Source organism: Gulosibacter macacae, from assembly GCF_003865375.1.
Lineage (GTDB): Bacteria > Actinomycetota > Actinomycetes > Actinomycetales > Microbacteriaceae > Gulosibacter > Gulosibacter macacae.
The window spans coordinates 201,550-224,037 of record NZ_RQVS01000001.1; the positions used below are offsets into that span (position 1 = coordinate 201,550).

22 protein-coding genes are annotated in these 22,488 nt (G+C 64.0%); 20 read left to right on the top strand and 2 right to left on the bottom strand.

The annotated features are described in order from the left end of the window. Positions 1–4: 4 nt before the first annotated feature. Positions 5–1,210, top strand: a complete 1,206-nt coding sequence (gene metB, locus EG850_RS00965; protein ID WP_214609482.1) for a cystathionine gamma-synthase — start codon at positions 5–7, stop codon at positions 1,208–1,210. A gap of 192 nt (positions 1,211–1,402) precedes the next feature. Continuing rightward, a complete protein-coding gene (locus tag EG850_RS00970; RefSeq protein WP_124968940.1) occupies positions 1,403–3,688 on the top strand; it encodes a polyribonucleotide nucleotidyltransferase in 2,286 nt (761 codons plus the stop codon). 57 nt (positions 3,689–3,745) lie between these two features. Here the strand turns inward: EG850_RS00970 and EG850_RS00975 are convergent, their stop codons facing one another. Then, positions 3,746–4,273, bottom strand: a complete 528-nt coding sequence (locus EG850_RS00975; protein ID WP_124968942.1) for a YbhB/YbcL family Raf kinase inhibitor-like protein — start codon at positions 4,271–4,273, stop codon at positions 3,746–3,748. Positions 4,274–4,357: 84 nt separating this feature from the next. After that, the gene (locus EG850_RS00980; protein WP_124968944.1) at positions 4,358–5,017 is read right to left on the bottom strand and encodes a hypothetical protein; all 660 of its coding nucleotides are present in this window, start codon (positions 5,015–5,017) and stop codon (positions 4,358–4,360) included. A gap of 126 nt (positions 5,018–5,143) precedes the next feature. On the opposite strand from EG850_RS00980, the gene EG850_RS00985 reads away from it, so the two are divergent. The 18 genes from EG850_RS00985 to leuA all read left to right on the top strand — a co-directional run bounded on the left by EG850_RS00985 (position 5,144) and on the right by leuA (position 22,468). Beyond that, on the top strand, positions 5,144–6,490 hold the full coding sequence (locus tag EG850_RS00985; protein WP_124968946.1) for a M16 family metallopeptidase: 1,347 nt from the start codon (positions 5,144–5,146) through the stop codon (positions 6,488–6,490). Then, positions 6,487–7,086 carry a histidine phosphatase family protein gene (locus tag EG850_RS00990; protein WP_124968948.1) on the top strand — a complete coding sequence of 200 codons (600 nt, stop codon included), beginning with the start codon at positions 6,487–6,489 and terminating at the stop codon, positions 7,084–7,086. The genes EG850_RS00985 and EG850_RS00990 overlap by 4 nt, the downstream gene beginning before the upstream one ends. Before the next feature lie 64 nt (positions 7,087–7,150). Further along, positions 7,151–7,879, top strand: coding sequence for a 4-hydroxy-tetrahydrodipicolinate reductase (gene dapB, locus EG850_RS00995; RefSeq protein WP_124968950.1), 729 nt, complete (start codon positions 7,151–7,153; stop codon positions 7,877–7,879). Continuing rightward, complete coding sequence (locus EG850_RS01000) at positions 7,876–8,376, top strand: tetratricopeptide repeat protein (RefSeq protein WP_235829158.1); 501 nt, start codon at positions 7,876–7,878, stop codon at positions 8,374–8,376. The genes dapB and EG850_RS01000 overlap by 4 nt, the downstream gene beginning before the upstream one ends. 8 nt (positions 8,377–8,384) lie before the next feature. Next, positions 8,385–9,119 (top strand): FAD-dependent thymidylate synthase, encoded by a 735-nt coding sequence (gene thyX / locus EG850_RS01005; RefSeq protein WP_124969176.1) that lies wholly within the window; start codon positions 8,385–8,387, stop codon positions 9,117–9,119. After that, a complete protein-coding gene (hemW, locus tag EG850_RS01010; protein WP_124968952.1) occupies positions 9,082–10,335 on the top strand; it encodes a radical SAM family heme chaperone HemW in 1,254 nt (417 codons plus the stop codon). The genes thyX and hemW overlap by 38 nt, the downstream gene beginning before the upstream one ends. A gap of 155 nt (positions 10,336–10,490) precedes the next feature. Then, positions 10,491–11,513 carry a heat-inducible transcriptional repressor HrcA gene (hrcA, locus tag EG850_RS01015; protein ID WP_124968954.1) on the top strand — a complete coding sequence of 341 codons (1,023 nt, stop codon included), beginning with the start codon at positions 10,491–10,493 and terminating at the stop codon, positions 11,511–11,513. 62 nt (positions 11,514–11,575) lie between these two features. Continuing rightward, positions 11,576–12,661, top strand: coding sequence for a molecular chaperone DnaJ (dnaJ, locus tag EG850_RS01020; RefSeq protein ID WP_124968956.1), 1,086 nt, complete (start codon positions 11,576–11,578; stop codon positions 12,659–12,661). After that, a complete protein-coding gene (locus tag EG850_RS01025; protein WP_124968958.1) occupies positions 12,661–13,392 on the top strand; it encodes a 16S rRNA (uracil(1498)-N(3))-methyltransferase in 732 nt (243 codons plus the stop codon). Before dnaJ ends, EG850_RS01025 begins: the two co-directional genes overlap by 1 nt. Before the next feature lie 132 nt (positions 13,393–13,524). Continuing rightward, entirely contained in the window at positions 13,525–13,869 is a 345-nt protein-coding gene (locus EG850_RS01030; RefSeq protein ID WP_124968960.1) for a histidine triad nucleotide-binding protein, read from the top strand. A 7-nt stretch (positions 13,870–13,876) separates the two neighbouring features. Then, a complete protein-coding gene (locus tag EG850_RS01035) occupies positions 13,877–14,899 on the top strand; it encodes a PhoH family protein (RefSeq protein ID WP_124969178.1) in 1,023 nt (340 codons plus the stop codon). Beyond that, positions 14,896–15,369, top strand: coding sequence for an rRNA maturation RNase YbeY (gene ybeY, locus EG850_RS01040; protein ID WP_124968961.1), 474 nt, complete (start codon positions 14,896–14,898; stop codon positions 15,367–15,369). Before EG850_RS01035 ends, ybeY begins: the two co-directional genes overlap by 4 nt. After that, positions 15,366–16,727, top strand: a complete 1,362-nt coding sequence (locus EG850_RS01045; RefSeq protein WP_124968962.1) for a hemolysin family protein — start codon at positions 15,366–15,368, stop codon at positions 16,725–16,727. Before ybeY ends, EG850_RS01045 begins: the two co-directional genes overlap by 4 nt. Then, a complete protein-coding gene (era, locus tag EG850_RS01050; protein ID WP_124968963.1) occupies positions 16,724–17,656 on the top strand; it encodes a GTPase Era in 933 nt (310 codons plus the stop codon). The genes EG850_RS01045 and era overlap by 4 nt, the downstream gene beginning before the upstream one ends. Further along, entirely contained in the window at positions 17,622–19,037 is a 1,416-nt protein-coding gene (locus EG850_RS01055) for a sensor histidine kinase (protein ID WP_124968965.1), read from the top strand. The genes era and EG850_RS01055 overlap by 35 nt, the downstream gene beginning before the upstream one ends. Next, positions 19,024–19,695 carry a response regulator gene (locus EG850_RS01060; protein WP_124968967.1) on the top strand — a complete coding sequence of 224 codons (672 nt, stop codon included), beginning with the start codon at positions 19,024–19,026 and terminating at the stop codon, positions 19,693–19,695. The genes EG850_RS01055 and EG850_RS01060 overlap by 14 nt, the downstream gene beginning before the upstream one ends. 116 nt (positions 19,696–19,811) lie before the next feature. Continuing rightward, positions 19,812–20,489 carry an ATP-binding cassette domain-containing protein gene (locus EG850_RS01065; RefSeq protein ID WP_124968969.1) on the top strand — a complete coding sequence of 226 codons (678 nt, stop codon included), beginning with the start codon at positions 19,812–19,814 and terminating at the stop codon, positions 20,487–20,489. A gap of 215 nt (positions 20,490–20,704) precedes the next feature. Then, on the top strand, positions 20,705–22,468 hold the full coding sequence (leuA, locus tag EG850_RS01070; protein WP_124968971.1) for a 2-isopropylmalate synthase: 1,764 nt from the start codon (positions 20,705–20,707) through the stop codon (positions 22,466–22,468). Positions 22,469–22,488 lie beyond the last annotated feature (20 nt).

The window sequence follows — 22,488 nt, forward strand, 5'->3', positions numbered from 1 at the left end:
CGCTATGTCTCAGATCACCACTCGGAACGAGTTTTCGAACGTGACCCGGGCTATGCGCGCGGGCATTGAAACCGACCCCACGCATGGCGCGGTGGTACCGCCGATCTACAACTCAACCAACTACACCTTCGCGGCGTTCGGCGAGCCGCGCGAGTTTGACTACACGCGCTCGGGCAACCCGACCCGTGCCCTTCTCGGTGAAGCGATCGCCGACCTCGAGGGTGGTGCTGGCGCCACCATTGTCGCCACCGGCATGGCGGCAATCTCGCTGCCAATTCTGGCGCTCCTCGCACCGGGCGATGTTGTCGCCTACCCGCACGACTGTTACGGCGGCACCTGGCGGCTGTTCGAACAGCTCGCGGCGAAGGGCCACTTCCGCTTTGAAGCCGTTGACTTCAGCGACACGGATGCGGCGACGGCGCGAGTGCGCGAACTGCAGCCGAAGCTCGTTTGGCTCGAAACCCCGTCGAACCCGCTCCTGCGCATCACCGACATCGCCCCAATCGCCGACGCTGCTCACGAGGTAAACGCACTCGTCGCGGTCGACAACACCTTTCTCACCCCGCTCGTGCAACGCCCGTTCGAACTCGGCGCCGATATCGTCGTGCACTCGGTGACGAAGTACCTCAACGGCCACTCGGATGTGGTGCAGGGTGCCACGGTCGCGAAGACTAAAGAGCACCACGAACAGTTCATCTGGTGGGCGAATGTGCTCGGCATCACCGCCTCGCCGGTCGATGCCCACTCGGTACTGCGGGGCCTGCGCACGCTTGAGGTGCGAGTCGAGCGCCACCAGCGCAATGCTGCACAGCTGGCCGCAGCGCTCGTCGACCACCCGGCCCTTTCGGCCCTGCACTTCCCGGGCTTGGCAACGCATCCAGGTCACGAGATCGCCGCTCGCCAGCAGCACGGCTTCGGTGCCATGCTCTCGTTCGAACTGCGCGGCGGCGAAGAAGCGGCACGACGCTTCACCGAGCGGGTACGGCTGTTCAGCCTTGCCGAATCGCTTGGTGGCACCGAGTCGCTCATTGCGCATCCGGCCACGATGACGCATGCCTCGATGACGCCGCAGGCGCAGGCGGCCGCGGGGATCACCGGTGGACTCATCCGCGTGTCGGTCGGTATCGAGCCGATTGACGACCTCTCGCTCGACCTCGTCGGCGCACTCGACGCGGTCGTTCCTGCCGAAGCGGGTCAAAGCGTCTATTAAGGATGCTCCGCGCTAGGATGGGGGAGTTCGTAACCATCCGCGCGCAACTCGGCATCTGCTGATTGTCGGTGGCGGTTCGCTGGACACCGTCGCAATCTCTGCCGCAGTGCCCGGAGTGCTCCTACTGATGGTCAGCCCGAGACCTCCTCGGAGTGTGTTGTGTGCGTGCGGACGACACTGAAGGAGGAGACCTTGGAAGGTCCCGAAATCAAGTTCGCCGAGACTGTGATCGACAATGGTCGATTCGGCACCCGTACCATCCGCTTTGAGACCGGCCGACTTGCCCAGCAGGCGCAGGGCTCTGCTGTCGCCTACCTTGACGAAGAGACCATGCTGCTCTCGGCAACGAGCGTCTCGAAGCACCCGAAGGAGCACTTCGACTTCTTCCCGCTCACCGTTGACGTTGAAGAGCGTGCCTACGCGAAGGGCGCCATTCCCGGCTCGTTCTTCCGTCGCGAGGCTCGCCCCTCGACCGACGCCATCCTCGCCTGCCGTCTGATTGACCGTCCGCTGCGCCCCTCGTTCGTCGACGGTCTGCGTAACGAGGTGCAGATCGTTGTCACCGTGCTCTCGATCGCTCCCGACGAGACCTACGATGTGCTCGCAGTGAATGCTGCCTCGATGTCGTCGCAGATCTCGGGCGTGCCCTTCTCGGGCCCGATCGGTGCCGTGCGCGTCGCCCTCATCGACGGCCAGTGGGTTGCCTTCCCGAAGCACTCGCAGGTTGAGGAAGCCGTCTTTGAACTCACCGTTGCTGGTCGCGTGATTACGCGTGCCGACGGCACCGAAGACGTCGCAATCATGACCGTTGAGGCGCAGGCCCCCGACAACGCTTGGGCGCTCATCAAGGCCGGCGCGAAGAAGCCCGACGAGAAGGTCGTGGCCGAGGGCCTCGAGGCATCGAAGCCGTTCATCGCGCAGCTCGTGAAGGCACAGCTCGACGTCGCCGGTCAGGTAAACGCGCAGGTGCGCGAGTACCCGACCTTCCCCGCCTACACCGACGCCGTGTTCGAGGCCGTCAATGGCTTCGCCCACGACGAGCTTGCTGGCATCTACCAGATCGCCGACAAGGTCGAGCGTCAGGACGCCGACGACGCGCTCAAGGAGCGCACTAAGGCATTCATCGCTGAGAAGATCGAAGCGGGCGAGCTCGACGAGCAGGCCGCCTCGCAGGTCTCGGCCGCCTACAAGTCGGTCACCAAGGAGATCGTCCGCGGACGCATCCTCGACCTCGGTGAGCGCATCGACGGCCGCGGCGTTGCCGACATCCGTCAGCTTGACGCCGAACTCGACGTCATCCCGCGCGTCCACGGCTCGGCGATCTTCCAACGTGGCGAGACCCAGATCCTCTCGGTCACCACGCTCAACATGCTCAAGATGGAGCAGCAGATCGACTCGCTCTCGCCGGTGACGACGAAGCGCTACATGCACCACTACAACTTCCCGCCCTACTCGACCGGTGAGACCGGCCGCGTTGGTTCGCCGAAGCGCCGCGAAATCGGCCACGGCAACCTCGCCGAGAAGGCGCTTGTCGCGGTGCTTCCGGCTCGTGACGAGTTCCCCTACGCCATTCGCGTGGTTTCGGAGGCGCTCGGTTCGAACGGTTCGACCTCGATGGGTTCGGTCTGTGGCTCGACGCTCTCGCTCCTCAACGCCGGTGTGCCGCTGCGCGCCCCGGTCGCGGGTATCGCGATGGGCCTCGTGAGTGCCGAAGTTGACGGCGAGACCAAGTTCCAGGCGCTCACCGACATCCTCGGTGCCGAAGACGCGCTCGGCGACATGGACTTTAAGGTTGCCGGTACCGCCGAGTTCATCACCGCGCTTCAGCTCGACACGAAGCTCGACGGCATCCCCTCGCACGTGCTCGACACCGCGCTCCAGCAGGCACACGATGCTCGCATCCAGATCCTCGACCAGGCGATCAATGCGGTCATCACCGAGCCCGACGAGATGGCCGACACCGCTCCGCGCATCATCGCGGTGCAGATCCCGGTCGACAAGATCGGTGAGGTCATCGGCCCCAAGGGCAAGATCATCAACCAGATCCAGGATGACACCGGCGCGGACATCTCGATCGAGGACGATGGCACGGTCTACATCGGTGCGACCGACGGCCCCTCGGCTGAGGCTGCCCGTGACGCGATCAACGCGATCGCGAACCCGCAGACCCCCGAGGTTGGCGAGCAGTACCTCGGCACCGTCGTGAAGCTCGCAAGCTTCGGCGCGTTCGTGTCGCTGCTGCCGGGCAAGGACGGCCTGCTGCACATCTCCGAGGTGCGCAAGCTCGTCGGTGGCAAGCGCGTCGACGACGTTGAGTCGGTGCTCTCGGTGGGCCAGAAGCTCCTCGTGCGCATCACCAAGGTCGACAACCGCGGCAAGCTCTCGCTCGAGCCGGTGCTCGACGAGGATGCTGCCGAGGCTCCCGCTGAGGCGTCGGTCGAAGAGGTTGGCATCGACATCTCGGGTGACGACGAGTAGTCACTCACCTCGCGCAAAAGCGCCCCTCCACTTGGAGGGGCGCTTTTGCGTGGCCTGCTATTCCTTATTCTCAAACACCGCCATGATGTGGCCGCGGGCAATGACGTGCTCGCGCATCATGAAGTGCACGCGGGCGGCAGTGAGATCTCCCGGCAGATCGAGGCGGGTATCGAGGGCCTGCACCGTGAAGAAATAGCGGTGCGGGCCGTGGCCCGCCGGTGGCGCGGCACCGCGATAGCTGCGTTCGAGCACCTCATTGAACCCTGCCGCCGAACCTTCGGGGAGCAGGTGCAACTCGCCCGTGCCGATTCCTTCGTCGATCGAGGTGCAATCGGCTGGCAGGTTGTAGAGCACCCAGTGCCAGAAGCCCGACATAGTTGGTGCATCCGGGTCGTAGCAGGTTACCGAGTACGAGACCGCGCCCGGCACTGCATCCCAGCTCAGCGCGGGGGAGAGGTTCTCGCCACCGTGCGATTCAGCCACGTTCGTGAGCGGCAATTGATCACCATCGGAGAAGGCAGCGCGCACCTCAAGGGGCTCGGCCGGAAGCAACTGTTCATAGGGATTGTTCTGCGGCAGGGACATCAATTCCTCCATTGCAACGATCGGTCTTGACGCCAAGCGTGCCACGAGCGGATGCGTACAGCCTGCGCGGGTGCGTGCCGATAACTACGCTTCGTCGTCATTCAAGCCGACCCATTTGGCCGCGTAATCGAGCGGCTCAGCAAAATGCTCCATCGGCACATTCGGATGCAGTTGGGCCCGAATAATGGCGAGCGTCTGGCGGAGCTGCTCGGAATCAAACCAGGCACCGAACGGCACTTCGATGCGGCCGGGTGCTGGGCCGTCGCCGCCGTCAAAGCCCTTCACTTCGTGTCGCGGATCATTGATGACTCGCCGGTCGCCGACGTAGAACGCAAGCTCAATGAAATTGAGTCCGATATCGCGCATGATGCCGTTTGCGATGTTGCGGGAGTTTTCGATCTTGTGCACGCCGTCATAGCTCAGCACCCTCGATACCTGGTGCCAGGGTATGGCGATACGACCACCAATGATGAGGTGCGAGTTGGTGAACTCGAGTACCGCACCATCGGGGGCGACGAATCGCATTGCTTTCCGATGAATAAGGAAGACCCGCAGTGCCAGTAGCAGGGCGAGCGCCGCCAGAATCGGCGCCGTGAACTTGATTCGAGAGCCCTCCGGATTCCACACGAGGGCAACAATCGCGAGCGCGAGTAAGACGGCGATGAGCACCACGAGCTTGGTTCTTGCGCGTCTTGCCCGTGCGGCTCGTTCGGCCGAAATCACGAGGCGAAGCGGGGTGCTCAATTGCTGCTCCTGACTGCCGCTGGCGTTGGGGCCTGGCTGCCGCTGGTGTTGAGGGGAGTGTAATCGCGTCAGCACGAGCTGCGTGCGCAGGCAGGGGTCGCAGGCCCCGGGTAGGCTGTCGCGGATATGTCTGAACCGATTCCGTTGCCGCTTGACCTGCCCGAACTCGACCTCGAAGTTGCGGGAGGTGCAAGATTTCGTCGCTCGGTTCTTCCCAGCGGTGTGCGTCTCATCACCGAGGATGTGCCGGGCGCGGCATCGGTCTCCATCGGCTGTTTCGTGCCGCTTGGCTCGCGCGACGAGGCCGATTCGGAATACGGGTCGAGCCATTTTCTCGAGCATCTGCTCTTCAAGGGCACGCCCACGCGCAGTGCCCGTGATGTCGCTCTCGCGTTTGAACGCGTTGGCGGCGACTTCAATGCGGCGACCTCCCGCGAACAAACGGTCTACCACGCACGCGTACGCGATCACGACCTGCCGCTCGCGATCGATGTGCTCGCCGATATGCTCACCTCCTCGCTCATCGAGCACGACGATTTTGAGACCGAGCGCGGGGTCATCCTCGAAGAAATTGCGATGACCGATGACGATCCGATCGATGTGCTCTGGGAGCGGTTCTACGCGACCCACTTTGACGAGCATCCGCTTGGCCGCCCGATCGCTGGCACGCGCGAGTCGATCAGCGCGACCAAGCGAGACGGCGTCGTTGAGTTCTATCGCCGCAACTATCGCCCCGACACGCTCGTTGTCGCGATTGCGGGGCGTGTCGACCACGAGGCGGCGAAGATTCGGTTGGAAGCGGGCCTGCGCGCCGGTGGCTGGGATCTCGACACGCCGCGGGCGCCAACGCCTCGTCGTGATGCCACGGTGCTGGCGCGCCCCGCACGCGAGCGCTTTGAAACGCTCGATCGTCCGCTTGAGCAGACGAACCTCATCATCGGCATGCCCGGCATTAACGCGACTGATCAGCGCCGCAATGTGAACGGGATGCTGCACCACATCCTCGGCGGTGGCATGTCATCGCGACTCTTCCAAGAAGTGCGCGAGCGCCGCGGCCTGGTCTACTCGGTGTACTCCTTCAGCGCGACGCACGCCGATGCCGGCGTCGCGGGCGTTTACGCCGGCTGTCTGCCGTCAAAGGCGGCCGAAGCCATCCGGGTCATTCGCGCGGAGCTCGAACGCGTCGCTACCGACGGGGTCACCGACGAAGAAATGGCGGATGCGCGCGGAGCCGGAGCGGGTGCGGGCGCGCTCGCGCTCGAATCAAATGTCGCTCGGATGCACCGCTTGGCTCGCGCCGAACTGGTACTCGGAGAATTCATTGACCTTGATGGCAGTGTGGCGCGATTGAATGCAGTGACGGCGGATGAATTGCGTTCGCTCGCGCAGACGCTGGTGACTTCGGGTCACACGATCGAGGCGATTGGTCCGCTCACTGATGAAGCTCGTACCGAATTGGAGGCATTGCGATGAGTCACTACCTCTACCTCGTGCGTCACGGTGAGCAACAGGATGCTGAGCACGGCATCACCGACGGCCCACTTTCGGAGCGCGGCAAGGCCCAGGCGCACGCCATCGGTGCCCGGCTCGCCAAGGTGCCGTTTGATGCAGCCTTCACCTCGCTGCTCGATCGCGCTGCCGAAACCGCTGCAATCATCGACACCTACACGCAGGGCCCGCCGGTTGAGCCGAGCAATCTGCTCTTCGATTGCATCCCATCCTCAGGCGAGGGTGCGCCGGCGGTCTATGAGAGCTTTTTCTCGGGCGTCCACGCTGAGGCGATCGAAGCCGGCGAGGCGCAGATGCGTGATGCACAGGCCACCTGGTTTACCCGGCCGCGCGAAGACCAGCACACACTGCTCGTGACGCACAATTTCGTGATCGGCGACTTCATTCGCGCCGTGCTCGATCTCCCGGCCTGGCGCTGGCTCACCTTCGGCACCTGTAACTCGGCACTCACCGTGCTGCGGCTGCGCTCGGTGCGACCGGCCGAAGTCGTCTTGCTTGGGGATGCGAGCCACCTCGCACCGGCCGACCGTACCGGCCGCTCGTGGTTCCCTGACGTCTGAGAGACCGCAAGGCCGACAATGCGCGCGGCAACTGGCCTCGGCGGGCCTCGGTAGGCTGGAGCGTATGACGATTTCGGTAGCGCTCAGCGGTGCAACGGGACGGATGGGCGGGCTCATCCAGCAAATCATCGACGAGACCGAGGGTCTGCGCCTCCACGCGCTCCTCGACAGCAAGTCGCCGGCTACGGCCATGGACGGCGCCGATGTGCTCATTGACGTCACCCGCATTGAAGTGAGCGAGCAACTCGTCGGTCACGCGATTACCAATGGCATCAATGTCGTCGTTGGCACGAGCGGCTGGAACGCCGATCGGCTCGAGCAACTCGCCGATCGCATCCCAGCTGAGCGCGGTGTCATTGTCGTGCCAAATTTCTCGATCGGTTCAGTGCTCTCGACGAACCTTGCCACCATTGCCGGACGTTTCTATGACTCCATTGAAATCCTCGAAGCGCACCACGCGGGCAAGATCGATTCACCTTCGGGTACCGCCGTGCGCACCGCCGAGCGCATCGCCGCCGCCCGCGAGGATGCGCTTGAGGCGCCCTTCGGCGAGCAACGGGCACGGGGCGAAGTTGTGGCCGGCATCCCAGTGCACTCGCTACGTCTGCGCGGTGTGGTCGCCGACCAGCAGGTGATCTTTGGTGGCGTTGGCGAGACCCTCACCATTCGCCACGAGACGCTCTCGAGCGACGCCTACGCTCAGGGCATTCGCCTGGCGCTCGAAGCCGCGCCCGAGCTACGTGGCCTCACCGTCGGACTCGATGCACTGCTCGGCATTGGAGCGGCCGCATGAAACGCTGGCCCGGAGCCAAAATCGGTGTGGTGGTCCTCACCATCCTCACCCTGATTTACGTCGTCGCCGTATTCCAGCTTGCCTGGGGACTGGTGGCTTCGGGTGAGCCGATTGCGATCGCCATGGGCGTGTTCCTCGTGATCTTCCCCGTCATTGGTGTCGTCTTCGTCATCCGCGACCTCCTGTTTGCCCTGCGCGGGAATGAGTTGCTCGCACGAATGGCGGCAGCGGGGGAGCTGCCCGAAGACGATCTGCCGCGACGTCCGAGCGGACGGCCGGTGCTCGAAGCTGCTGACGCCGAGTTCCCAGAGCTCAAGCGCGACGTGGAAACGCATCCTGATGATTACCGTGCCTGGGCGCGCCTGGCGCTCGGCTACAAAGCCTCGGGCGATGCCGCACGCGCGCGCAAGGCGATGCGTCAGGCAATTGCGCTCGAGCGCGCAGGCTCCACGGGCGGGCCGGCGGAGCCCGAGAAGAGCGATAGGGTTGCCGAGTGACTGACCAGATGGAATTCCGCAGTGATGTGACCGTCGAACTCGTTCGTTCACAGGCCTCCGATCGCGATGTGCTCTACTCCGCGCGAGTCTCGACAGTCGGCGAACAGACGCTCGAAGACGCCGACCGCGCGCAAGAAGCCAGCGAAGGCACCGATCTCGCCAAGCGTGACCTCGGCCTCATCAACTTCCTCATGCGCGACCGCCACGGCACCCCGTTCGAGCACAACTCGATGACCTTCTACGTGCAGGCACCGATTTTTGTCTTCCGCGAGTTCCAGCGTCACCGCATGGCGAGCTACAACGAAGAGTCGGGGCGCTACCGCCAGCTGCAGCCGGTGTTCTACGTGCCCGGCCGCGACCGCCTGCTCGTACAGGAGGGCCGCCCCGGCAAGTATGAATTCTTCCCCGGCACCGACGAGCAGCACGATCTCATCGACGCTGAGGTGCGCCGCACGAGCACCGAGGCCTACGCCGCCTACGAGCGGATGCTTGACGCCGGCGTCGCCCGTGAGGTTGCCCGCATGGTGCTGCCGCTCAACATCTACTCCTCCATGTACGTGACGATGAATGCGCGCTCGCTCATGAACTTCCTCTCGTTGCGCACGAAGCGCGATGACTCGCACTTCCCGTCGTTCCCGCAGCGTGAGATCGAAATGTGCGCCGAGAAGATGGAAGCGGCCTGGCAAGAACTCATGCCCGCAACGCATGCCGCCTTCGACTCCAACGGTCGCGTTGCCCCCTAGCGCGCTACCCGAGGGTGAGCCGGTACCGGCAAACGGTGCCCTGCCCGAGTCAGTGCACTTGGCACTCGCGAACGCGGCCGCGCCCCGACAGTTCGGTGCCTATGTGCACATCCCGTTCTGCTCGGTGCGCTGCGGCTACTGCGATTTCAATACCTACACGGCCACCGAATTGCGCGGGGTGACGCACGATTCATACCCGGATGCGCTGGGGCAAGAAATTGCGCTCGCGAGGCGGGTGCTCGACGACGCTCATCACCGCGCGCCGCTGTCGACCGTGTTCTTCGGCGGCGGCACACCGACACTCCTGCCCGCATCCGCGCTCACGGGCGTGCACGCGCGCTTGCGTCAGACCTTTGGCATCATTGACGGCGCCGAAATCACCGTTGAAGCCAACCCCGACACCGTTGATCGGGCATCGCTACAGACGTTGGTTGACGGTGGCGTCACCCGCGTGAGTTTCGGGATGCAATCGGCGGTGCCACACGTGCTCGCGACGCTCGATCGCACCCACGACCCCCGCCGAGTTCCCGAGGTCGTCGCTGCGGCAAAGGCAGTGGGTCTGGAGGTGTCGGTCGACCTCATCTACGGCACACCGGGGGAGTCGCTCGATGATTGGCGCACTTCGCTTGAGGCCGCGCTGGCGCTTGAACCGACGCATATTTCGGCCTATGCCCTCATCATTGAGCCGGGCACCGCCATCGCCCGGCGCATCCGCCGTGGCGAACTTGCCGCGGTCGACGATGATCTGCAGGCCGATATGTACGAGCTTGCCGATGGCATGCTCAGCGCCGCTGGCTACCAGTGGTACGAGCTTTCGAATTGGTCGCTTGGCGGCGCGCACCCCTCGCGGCACAACCTCGCGTATTGGCACGACACCGATTGGTGGGGCTTCGGACCCGGGGCGCACAGCCACATCGCCGGCGTGCGGTTCTGGAACGTGAAGCATCCAGCAGCCTATGCCGAGCGACTTCGTGCAGGCTCGTCGCCCGCGCACGGCCGCGAGGTGCTCGATGCCGAACAACAACTTGCCGAGCGCGTGCTTCTGCGCACACGCCTGCGCGAGGGACTTGCGACAAGCGAGCTCGAGCATCCCGAACGCGTCGCTGAGCTCATCGCCGATGGTCTCGTCGACGCGCGAGCGGCGTTGCAGGGTCGCGTTGTGCTCAGTCTGCGCGGGCGGCTCCTCGCCGATGTCGTGGCACGCACGCTGAGCTAGGGCTTCGCTGTTCGCTTCGAGATGAACGCTGGTGGCTCGTTGCCAACGGTCCAAATGCGGAATCGCGCGTAGACTTGGCAGTCGATTGCCGGGAGTGCCAACCACGCCCGGCGGGTAGGTTCCGGCAAACAGCATGAAAGGCACGGTGAGCGGCAGTGGTGAGCGAACGCAGCCTCGAGGTGCTTCGTGCGATTGTCGGCGACTACGTCGCGACCCGTGAACCGGTCGGATCGAAGGCGATCGTCGAGCGGCACGGATTCGGGGTGTCGGCGGCCACCATCCGCAACGATATGTCGGCCCTCGAAGAGGCCGATCTCATCACCGCGCCGCACACGTCTTCGGGCCGCATCCCCACCGACAAGGGATACCGAGTTTTCGTCGACCGTCTCGCTGAAGTACGGCCGCTGAGCCAGGCCCAGCGCCGCGCCATTGAAGAGTTCATGGCCGGTACGAACGAGCCGGATGCATTGCTCGACCGTTCCGTGCGCACTCTCGCGCAACTCACTGGCTCGGTGGCGATCGGTCACCTCCCCTCGCTCCTGCGCTCCTGCATCCACCGCATTGAAGTCGTGCCGCTGAGCGACCGGCGCGTGCTCACCGTGCTCATTACTGACACCGGCCGCGTAGAGCAACGCATTGCCGAATTGCCGCGGGTGCTCGACACTGAAACGCTGGAACAACTCCTCCGCGACCTCAACGAGCGGCTCGTCGGCAAGCTGCTCCAGGATGCGGCGGAAGTATTGCGCGATGTCGATGAGATCGCTGCGCCCGAACACCACGACCTCGTCACCCCAATTGCCGAGGCACTGATCGACCAGGTGCTCGCAAACAAGCAGTACCGGCTTGTCATCGCCGGGGCGGCGAATCTCGCCCGCACCGAGGGAGACTTTTCGTCGATCTTGCCGGTGCTCGAAGCCATCGAAGAGCAGGTCGTGCTCCTGCGACTGTTCGCCGAACTCGAAGTGCGCGATCACGATGTCGCTGTGTCGATCGGCCACGAACACGATGGCACACCGCTCGAAGAAACCAGTATTGTCGCCACCGGCTACACGGCCGATGGTGGCGATGCGAGGGTGGGGCTGCTTGGTCCTACGCGCATGGACTATCAGCGCAATATCGCCGCGGTGCGTGCGGTTGCGCGCTATCTCTCGCGAGTGCTCGACGAACCCACCGGCTGAACCGCCAGCCGCCACCAATCCGCTTGTCCTCGACCACACCGCATCCACAAGGAGCGTGCCTCTTGGCAGACCACTACGAAACGCTCGGCGTCGCCCGCGACGCCTCGCAAGACGACATCAAGAAGGCGTACCGCAAGCTCGCCCGCGAGTTGCACCCCGACGTGAACCCGTCTGAAGAGGCCGCTGAACGCTTCAAGGAAGTCACCGCCGCCTACGACACCATTGGTGATCCGCAGCGGCGCCGTCAGTATGACGCTGGTCCGGCAGAGGGCGGCTTCGGCTTCGGCGATATCTTCGACGCCTTCTTTGGCGCCGCGGGCGGTAGCCGCGGTCCGCGTTCGCGCGCGCAACGCGGACAGGACGCGCTCGTGCGTATCGAGCTCGACCTCGGCGAGGTCATTTTCGGCACCCACCGTGACGTTGAAGTGCAGACCGCAGTGGTTTGCGAGGACTGCCACGGGACCTGTTGCGCCCCGGGCACCTCGCCGGTGACCTGCTCGCAGTGTGGTGGTACGGGTGAAGTACGCCGCCAGGTGCGCTCGATTCTCGGCCCCGTCATCTCGACCTCGCCCTGCTCAAGCTGCCAGGGCTACGGCACCGTCATCGAACACCCCTGCACCACCTGCCACGGACAGGGCCGCGTGCGCGCCCGCATCACCATCCCGGTCGACATTCCCTCTGGCGTTGACTCGGGTCTGCGCCTGCACCTGCCAGGCCAGGGCGAGGCTGGTCCCGCCGGTGGACCGAATGGCGACCTCTTCCTCGAGGTGCGCGTGCGCGAACACGATGTGTTCTCGCGCGATGGTGATGACCTGCAGTGCCTGCTCGAAGTGTCGATGGTTGACGCCGTCTTCGGCACTTCGACGACGCTGCCGGGTCTTGACGGCGATGTCGAACTTGAGATTCCCGCGGGTGCGCAGGCAGGTGACGTGCTCACGGTGAAAAACCGCGGCATCACCCGGCTGCGTTCGACCCAGCGCGGTGACCTCGATGTCACCCTGCAGGTCGTCACTCCAACGAAGCTCGACAACCGACAGAAGGACCTCCTGCGTGAGTTCGCGCAGCGCGAGAAGCATCCGGAGGGACCGAAGCTCGCGAGCGAAAAGCAGGGGCTCTTCTCGCGGATGCGCGGACGATTCGGCCGCTAGTGGCACACTTCTACCTCGACGAATCGCTCGAACCGGTGAACGCCGGCGAGGTGCTCGTCGTTGCGGGTGATGAGGCGCATCACGCCGTGAAGGTGGCGCGCCTCGCCGTTGGCGAAGAGATCCTGCTCGGCAATGGTCGGGGGATGCAGGTAAGGTGCGAGACCATCGCCACCGCGCCTCGGGAGTTTTCGGCGCGCGCCCTCCACGACGCGCGAGTCGAGGATGCGCCGACCACGCGCATCCACCTTGCTCAGGCGCTCGCCAAGGGCGGCCGCGATGAGATGGCGGTGCAGGCGGCCGTGGAAATCGGTATTGACGGCATCGTGCCTTGGCAGAGCCGTCGCTCGATTTCGCAGTGGCGCGGCGACAAGATCACCAAGCAACGCGAGCGTTGGCAACAGATTGCCCGCGAAGCGACGAAGCAATCAATGCGCGCCCATTTGCCGCAGGTGGCAGAACTTAGCGATGCGGCCGCGCTCGGCGGGGTCGTCGCTGGTGCCCAGGTGCTCGTGCTTGACCCAGTCGGCGAGCAGGCCCTCAGCGAAGTTCCGCTGCTTGGGAACGACCTCGTGCTCGTGGTCGGGCCGGAAGGCGGCATCGATCCGCGTGAGTTTGACCAGCTCGTCGAATCTGGGGCGACCCGGGTGCGCTTGGGCAGCAATGTCTTGCGTACCTCAACGGCTGGTCCGGCCGCACTTGCCGTCTTGCAGGCGCGGCTCGGGCGTTGGTGAGTGCTTCGAGAACCTCAGCACACGAGCTTCGAGAACCTCAGCACACGAGCTTCGAGAACCTCAGCACACGAGCTCAACCGAGCACTGAGGCACTCGAAGTGCGTTGCAGTAACGCCACAGTAGACTCGACGCATGAGTGAGCCGAGCATCTTCACCCGCATCATCAACCGCGAAATCCCCAGCGACATCGTCTTCGAAGACGACCGCGTAATCGCGTTCCGTGACATCGCGCCGCAGGCGCCGGTGCACCTGCTCGTCGTACCAAAAACCGAGCAATACGCCAATGTTGTTGAGCTTGCCGCGGGCGACCCGGCCCTGCTCGCGCACATGGTCGACACCGCGAACAACCTTGCATCCGAACACGCCAATGGCGAGTTCCGACTCGTCTTTAACAACGGTGCTACCGCCGGGCAAACGATCTTCCACGTGCACGCGCACGTGCTCGCCGGTGGCCTCGAGGAAGGCAACCTTGCCTGATCACCCAATGGTGAACCCCGCATCCACCCCCGCCGAATTCGTCGAGCGCACGATCACCGTTGAGGGCATCTCAATGGTGCGGCTACTCGGTCCCGGCGACCGACTGCTCAAGACCGTTGAGCGCGAGCACCCGCGGGTGCGCGTGCTTGCCCGCGGCAACGAAATCACTTTCTCAGGTGAGCGCGAGGATGTCGCGGCCGCCGAGGCACTCGTGCGCGAACTCACCGAAATGGCACAGCGCGGCGTCGACCTCGAACCCGAGCAGGTTGAGCGCAGCCAGCGGTTACTCGATACGCCGGGCGCGCCTGCGCCGGCCAACGTGCTCGGTGAGGCAATCGTCTCGTCGCGCGGCAAGACCATCCGGCCGAAAACACTCGGGCAGAAGCAATACGTTGACGCCATCGAAGAGCACACGATCACCTTTGGCATCGGCCCGGCCGGTACCGGCAAGACCTACCTCGCGATGGCGAAGGCCGTGCAGGCGCTCCAGCGCAAAGAAGTGACCCGCATCATTCTCACCCGCCCCGCGGTTGAGGCGGGGGAGCGCTTGGGCTTCCTGCCCGGCACCCTCAACGACAAGATCGACCCATATCTACGCCCGCTCTTTGACGCGCTCCAAGAGATGCTCGACCCCGATCTCGTCGTCAAGCTCATGGCCTCGAACGTCGTCGAAGTCGCGCCGCTCGCCTATATGCGTGGCCGCACGCTCAATGACGCCTTTGTCGTACTCGACGAAGCACAAAACACGACCCCCGAGCAGATGAAGATGTTCCTCACCCGCCTCGGATTTGGCTCGAAAATGGTCGTCACCGGCGATATCACCCAGGTTGACCTGCCGAACGGTGTGTCGGGCCTGCGCCAAGCCACGCGAGTGCTTGGCCGCATCGAAGACATTCATTTCGCCACGCTCACGAGTGCCGATGTGGTGCGTCACACGCTCGTCGGCGAGATCGTCGACGCCTACACCGCATGGGACGACCGCGAACAATCCCGAGGACAACGGCCCACTTCACGAGGACACCGCCGATGAGCATCGAAATCAACAACGAATCCAACTTCGACGTCGACGAGCAGAAGGTGTTGCGCCTCGCGACGCACGTGCTCGACGAAATGTTCATTCATCCCGATGCCGACCTCAATATCGTGTTCGTCGATGTCGGACCGATGGAAGAACTCCACGTGCAGTGGATGGATGAGCCGGGTCCAACCGATGTGCTGAGCTTTCCGATGGATGAGTTGCGGCCGGGCTCAATTGAACGTCGCACCCCGCCCGGGCTCCTTGGCGATATCGTCGTGTGCCCGCAGGTGGCCGAGTCACAGGCCGCCGAGGCCGGTCATTCGACGATGGACGAAATCGCCCTGCTCGTGACGCACGGCACCCTGCACCTGCTCGGTTTCGACCACGCCGAACCTGACGAACACAAGGAAATGTTCGACCTGCAACGTGATCTGCTCGTCGGCTTCGCGATGGCTGAGCGCAAGGCGGGGCGACGCAAGTGATTTGGTTCGGAGTCATCGTCGCGGCGGTGGTGCTGCTCATCGGTGCGGCGCTGCTTGCCGCCGCCGATGCGGCGCTCGGTGCGCTCTCTCGCGCCGACATTGACGAACTAGCCGACGACGGACGCAGCTCGAAAGCGCTGCGGGCGATCGCTGCTGACCCCGAATCGCATGCGGTGGCGCTCAACTTTGCTCGCGTTGCCCTCGACACCATCGCTGCGGTGCTCGTCGGTGTCGCCTTTGCCCGCACCTTTGACCAAGCGTGGCTCGCCTTCCTCGTTGCGGTTGCGATCATGCTGGTCGCTGCCTTCGTGCTCACCGGCTCGAGCCCGCGCTCGATCGGTCGGGCGCATCCGCGTGCCACCTTGCGTGCCATGGCCGGCTTGATCCGCGTGACGCGAGTCACCGCTGGACCCATCGCCGATCTCCTCGTGGCGATCGGTGACACCGTGACGCCTGGACGGCCGGCCCGCTCGAGCGGCTTTACGAGCGAAGAACAATTGCTCTCGCTCGTCGATGAGGCCACCGAACTCGAGGTGCTCAACGATAGTGATCGGGAACTCATCCACTCGGTGTTTGATTTCGGCGATCGGCTCGTGCGGGAAGTGATGGTGGCGCGCACCGACATGGTTACCGTCGATGTGGATGACACGGTGGCCGACGCCCTCGCGGTGCTTATTGACGTCGGCTACTCGCGCGCCCCGATCATTGGCCGAGATAGCGACGATGTGCGCGGCATCGTCTACGTGAAAGACCTCGCGAAGTTTCTGCAGCTTGACGCCGGTAACCCGCAAACTCGCGTGGAACTCGTCTCGCGGCCGGTTGACTTCGTGCCCGAGTCAGTCACCGCGGATGAACTCCTGCGGCGGATGCGTCGGCAATCGCGCCACTTCGCGATGGTCGTTGACGAGTACGGCGGCATTGCCGGTCTCGTCACGCTGGAAGACCTTATCGAGGAGCTCGTCGGCGAGATCTCAGATGAGTACGACCGCCACGTCGAGTCAGTGGAGCTGCTCGCGAATGGTGACCTGCGCGTGTCATCGCGCATGCCAATTGATGAACTCGGCGAACTCTTCGACATCGACCTCGACTTCGACGATGTCGACTCCGTGGGTGGCCTGCTTGCCAAGGAACTCGACAAGATTCCCGAACTCGGTGACGTCGTCGAAACGCACGGTTTGCAGCTCACCGCTGACCGCATCGGTCGCCGACGTCGGGTGACGGCCGTCACGGTGCGCGCCATCGCCCTCCCATCCGAAGATGACGAGTTTGGGGGAGAGGTGCCAGACTCGATAGACCACGTGCTCGACGACCGGCGGCCCACCCGGCGTGGCACTCGCAGCGAAAGGGATCACGCATGAGCGACGAGACCGCCCTTAACGAGCAAGAGGGCCCCGACGAGGGCGCCTACCGTGCCGGCTTCGTCACCTTCGTTGGCCGCCCGAACGTGGGCAAATCAACCCTGACGAATGCGCTCGTTGGTGAGAAGATCGCGATCACCTCGTCGAAGCCACAGACCACCCGGCATGCGGTGCGCGGCATCGTGCACCGCCCCAATGGCCAGCTCGTCATCGTGGACACCCCCGGTATGCACCGCCCGCGCACACTTCTCGGTAAGCGCCTGAATGAGCTCGTCGAAGACACGCTCGGCGAGGTCGATGTCATTGGGTTCTGTGTGCCCGCCGGCGAGCCGATCGGCCCCGGAGACCGCTACATCAACGAGCAGCTTGACCGCGCGCCGAACGCGAAGAAAATCGCGCTCGTCACCAAGGCAGAAACAGTGCCGAGGGCGCAGGTTGGTGATCAGTTGCTCGCGATTTCGATGCTGCGGGAATGGGATGCGATTGTGCCGGTCTCGGCGCTCGATGACATCAACCTCGAGACACTCACCGACGAACTCATTGCGCTGATGCCGGTCTCACAACCGCTCTACCCGGCCGATATGGTCACCGAAGAGGGCTTTGAGAAGCGCGCCGCTGAGCTCATCCGCGAAGCTGCACTTGAGGGTGTGCGAGAGGAACTGCCACATTCGCTCGCGGTGACCATCGACGACATCGTCCTGCGCGATGACGGCACCACGCGCGAGGTCTACGCCAATGTCTTTGTCGAGCGCGATAGCCAGAAGGGCATCATGATCGGGCGCGGCGGATCACGTCTCAAGGAAGTGCGCGAAAAGGCCGCCGCAGAAATCCAGAGCATCATCGGCGGGCGCGTCATCGTCGCCCTGCACGTGAAAGTGGCTAAGGACTGGCAGCGTGACCCTAAGCAGCTCGGTCGACTCGGCTTCTGAGGTCACACCGGCGTCGTGGTCCAATTGGCGACGCTGGTTCACCTCGTCATGCAGGCAGCAAACACGGCAGATTTGGCTGACCGATCTCCTCGTTGCCCTCGGCGTCATGGGGATCGTCGGCTTCCCGTTCTCTCTGCGCGCCGACTACAGCTACTTCTTTGATTGGGGAGTCGTTGCCAGTTGGGTGCCGCTGACCCTCGGGCTGGCGCTGCGGCGGTATTCGCCCTGGTATGCCTTCATGCTCATGCTGCTGGCGTTCGTCATCAAGCTGTTCCTCGGTACCGCGCCGCACGGCGTCGACCTCGGTGCACTGCTCATCATCTACAGCTCGGCGGCCCAGGGGTCACGCCTGCTCCTCAAGGTGAGCGGCGCCGCCTCGCTGATTCTGCCTTGCGTCATGGCCGCAAACCTTGCCCTCTTCCCGCGCGAGTTTCCCTTCTTTAGTGAGTACATGGGGCGAGGTTTTAGCGGCTTCGGCGTCTTCATCGTGCAGTGGTCGTGGCTCGCCCTCATCCTCGCGCTCATCACGGTGCTCTTCTGGCTCGCCGGGCTCGTACAGCGGATGCAGCGCCGCACCCGCGAGGCAGCCCACGCGGCAGAGCTGGCCGAACTCGAATATGAGCGCACGCAGGAGCAGCTTGTCGTCGAGCAGGAACGCACACAAATCGCGCGCGATATGCACGATGTCGTGGCCCACTCCCTCGCGGTCGTAGTCGCGCAGGCGGATGGCGGACGCTATCTCGCAAAGGCCGACCCCACCCAATCCGAGCCGGTGCTGCAAACCATCTCAACGACCGCTCGCGAGGCACTCGTTGATGTGCGGGCGCTCCTCGCGCAACTTCGGCACTCGCAAGGCGATGCCACGCAGAAGTCGCTCGATGACATCGACCAGGTATTCCACCGCATCCGAGCCGCCGGTCTTGATCTACGAGTCACCAGCAACGGCGAGCGGCAGTCGCTCGGCACCGCAGCTGAAGTCGCGGTCTTCCGACTCATCCAGGAGTCGCTCACGAACGCGCTCAAATATGCCGATCTGCGCTCGCCGACCATTGTCGAATTTTTTTGGAGCGACGCGCTGCACCTGCGCATCCGCAATCGCATCTCACCTAAGCCCGCGATCGCTGTGGGTTCCGGTCACGGCCTCATCGGCATGCGCGAACGCATCCTCGTCGTCGGTGGCCAGGTTGAGGCGGGTCCGGTCGGCGGTGACTTTGAAGTGCGGGTGCGGGTGCCGTACGCCGCGGACAATTGCGCGACGGCACAACCCGGTATGTTGCATCCGGCCAGCCTCGACACGCCTATTGTGGAAGCGGAAGCGACAGCTGGTGACCGACCGTCGCCCGCCCAACCGACGAAACGAGATCATCGTGACCGCACCTGATACCGACGCAGCCGCTATTCGTGTTGCGCTTGTTGATGACCAGCAGCTTTTCCGCGGCGGCATCCGGATGCTCATCGATAGCCAGCCGGACATGACCTTTGTCGGCGAGGCCTCGGATGGTGCCGAAGCGGTGCGGTTGGCGGCGATGGAACAGCCCGATGTCATGCTCATGGATGTGCGCATGCCGGTGATGGATGGCATCGAGGCGACCCAGCAGATCGCCGCACGCGGGCTCGACACGCGTGTGCTCGTGCTTACGACCTTTGACCTCGACAAGGCGGTCGCGCGCGCGGTCGCTGCCGGGGCATCCGGGTTTGTGCTTAAGGATGCCGACCCGGAGTTCTTGCTCGCTGCCATCCGCACCGTGCACTCGGGCGCTGAGGTGTTCGCGGCGCAGGCAACTGCCGATCTCATTCGCCGCTTCTCACAATCGCCCGATCGCCTCGGGGGCGAGCCGGAAGAGTTTGCCGCGCTCACTGAGCGTGAGCGGGAGATGTTCTTCCTCGCCGCCAAGGGCATGTCGAATAGCGAGATCGCGAAGCAGGAGTTTCTCTCGGAGGCAACCGTCAAGACGCATATTTCGCGCATCCTGGCGAAACTCTCGCTGCGTGACCGCGTGCAATTGGTGGTGTTCGCGTACGAGCACGGGCTCATCTAGTTCACTGGTGAACCTTGCCCGCACTCGCCGTCAGTTTGCGCATCCATCGAAAGGATGATCGCGCATCGGTAGTCGCGTGGACGCCAATATGATTGGCGACTTCGTAACGTTGGTGCATGAGTGATTCTGGCCTGCTGTTCACGGTGCGCGGCCTGCGCCGTGGCGGGGTGGCACCGCTCCTTGACGCAGGTTTCGATGCGCGCGCCGGCGAGACGACCGTGCTGCTGTCATATGACGGTTCGGGTGCGGCGCTCTTGCGCGCAAGTCTTGGCATTGAGGGCGTTGATGCTGGCTCTTCGCGCATTGGGAGCCGTGAGTTCGCGAGTCGTGTGCCGCGTTCGCTGTCACCGCGTGCCGTTGCAGTGCTCGACACGCAACCGATCGTCATCCCGACGCAGACCGTTGCTGAGAACCTGCGCTGTGACAAGGCTATTGGGGCGCCCTCGCAGGCTGAGCTCTTGCATTCACTCGGGCTCGAAACCGTTGTCGGGCAACCCGTGCAGCAACTGTCTGCCGAATTGCAGCAGCGGGTCTCGCTCGGCCGAGCAGTGGCCACCGGCGCACCGGTAATTGCGGCCTTCTCACCGTTTTCGCGCCTGGCCGCACGAGCCTCGAGCATGCTTGAAGGCATCCTGCGCGTGATCGCGGATGAACGCAGGATCGCGGTCGTGCATGCGACCAACGACGTCGCAGTAGCAGCGAGGGCACAACACGTCATCGTGGTGCGCCGCGGCGAAGTGACGGCAGATCTGCGCGGTGCGAGTGAAGTACAGCTCGCAAGCCGAGCTGCCTAAGTTGCGGGGGCCTAAGTTGCGAGGGATGGCCGACTGATGATCACGACACGGTCACGCCGGTGTTACGATGTTTGCATGCTCCCGTTCGGCGCGCTCCTCCTTCTGTGCCGCGACGAGGCTTAGAAACTAAGCCTTCCTCGTCGCGGAGTGCAGCGTTGGCTTAGAACCATTCTTGAGCTAGAGCACCGACTTTTTGCACCACAGGAGCAGCAATCATGGAGCACTTCCAGCAGCCGTCCGGCATGCCCGTCCACCGTTACGTCTCGTACGACCAGCAGTTCGGCATTCGCCTGCCTGACCGCACCTGGCCGAACAAGGTCATCGACAAGGCCCCGCGCTGGTGCGCGGTCGACCTGCGCGATGGCAACCAGGCCCTCATTGACCCGATGTCGCCCGAACGCAAGAAGGTGATGTTCGAACTCCTCGTGCGCATGGGCTACAAGGAGATCGAGGTTGGCTTCCCCTCGGCGAGCCAGACCGACTTTGACTTCGTGCGTCAGCTCATCGAAGAAGGGCTGATTCCCGACGACGTCACCATTCAGGTGCTCACCCAGGCCCGCGAACACCTCGTCAAGCGCACCTTTGAGTCGCTGCGCGGTGCAAAGCGCGCCATCGTGCACCTCTACAACTCGACCTCGACCCTGCAGCGCAAGGTCGTCTTCCGCGAAGACCGCGAGGGCATCAAGCAGATCGCGCTCGACGGCGTGCACATGTGCAAGCGCTTCGAGTCGATCGCTGAAGGCACCGAGATCTACTACGAGTACTCGCCGGAGAGTTACACCGGCACCGAGCTCGACTACGCGCTCGAGGTCTCGAACGCGGTCATCGAAGCGTTCGACGCGACGCCCGAGCGAAAGCTCATCCTCAACCTACCGGCCACGGTCGAGATGACCACGCCGAACGTCTACGCCGACTCGATCGAGTACATGCACCGCAACATTGTGCGCCGCGACTCGGTGATCATCTCGCTGCACCCGCACAATGACCGCGGCACCGCGGTCGCCGCAGCCGAGCTTGGTTATATGGCGGGCGCGGACCGCATCGAGGGTTGCCTCTTCGGTAATGGTGAGCGCACCGGCAACGTCGACCTCGTCACCCTCGGCATCAACATGTTCACGCAGGGCGTCGACCCTGAGATCGACTTCTCGAACATCGACGAGGTGCGTCGCACTGTCGAGTACTGCAACCAGCTACGTGTCGGCGAGCGCTCGCCCTGGGGCGGCGACCTCGTCTACACCGCATTCTCGGGCTCGCACCAGGATGCGATCAAGAAGGGCTTCGAAGCCATGGCCGCCGAAGCGGAGGCCACCGGCGTTGCCGTCGACGACATGGTCTGGGCGGTTCCCTACCTGCCGGTCGACCCGAAGGACCTCGGCCGCAGCTACGAGGCTGTGATTCGCGTCAACTCGCAATCGGGCAAGGGTGGTGTGGCGTACCTGCTCAAGGAACACCACAACCTCGACCTGCCGCGTCGCCTGCAGATCGAGTTCTCGCAGATCGTGCAGCACCAGACCGACACCGAGGGTGGCGAGGTCTCGGCTGAAGAGATCTGGGAGATCTTCGTTGACGAGTACCTGCCCGCCAAGGCCGACGACGAGAAGTGGGGCCGCATCGAGATCTTCGGCACCCGCACCGCCACTGAGATGGACGGCTCGACGACGCTGCAGGTGAAGCTGCGCGACGGCGAAGAAACGAAGCTCGTCGATGCGGCAGGGAACGGCCCGATCAACGCCTTCCTCAACGCGGTCAACGAGCGCGGCTACGAGGTGCGTCTGTTCGACTATGTCGAGCACACGCTCTCGGCATCGGGCGACGCGCTCGCCGCGGCCTATGTCGAACTCGAAGTCGCGGGCAAGCGTCTGTGGGGCGTCGGCATCGACCCCGATATCTCGACCGCCTCGCTCAAGGCGATCGTGTCCTCGGTAAACCGCGCCATCCGCGATGGCCAGCTCGCCGCTGACCCGGTTCCGGTCGCCTAAGGCTCATCTCAACACGAAGG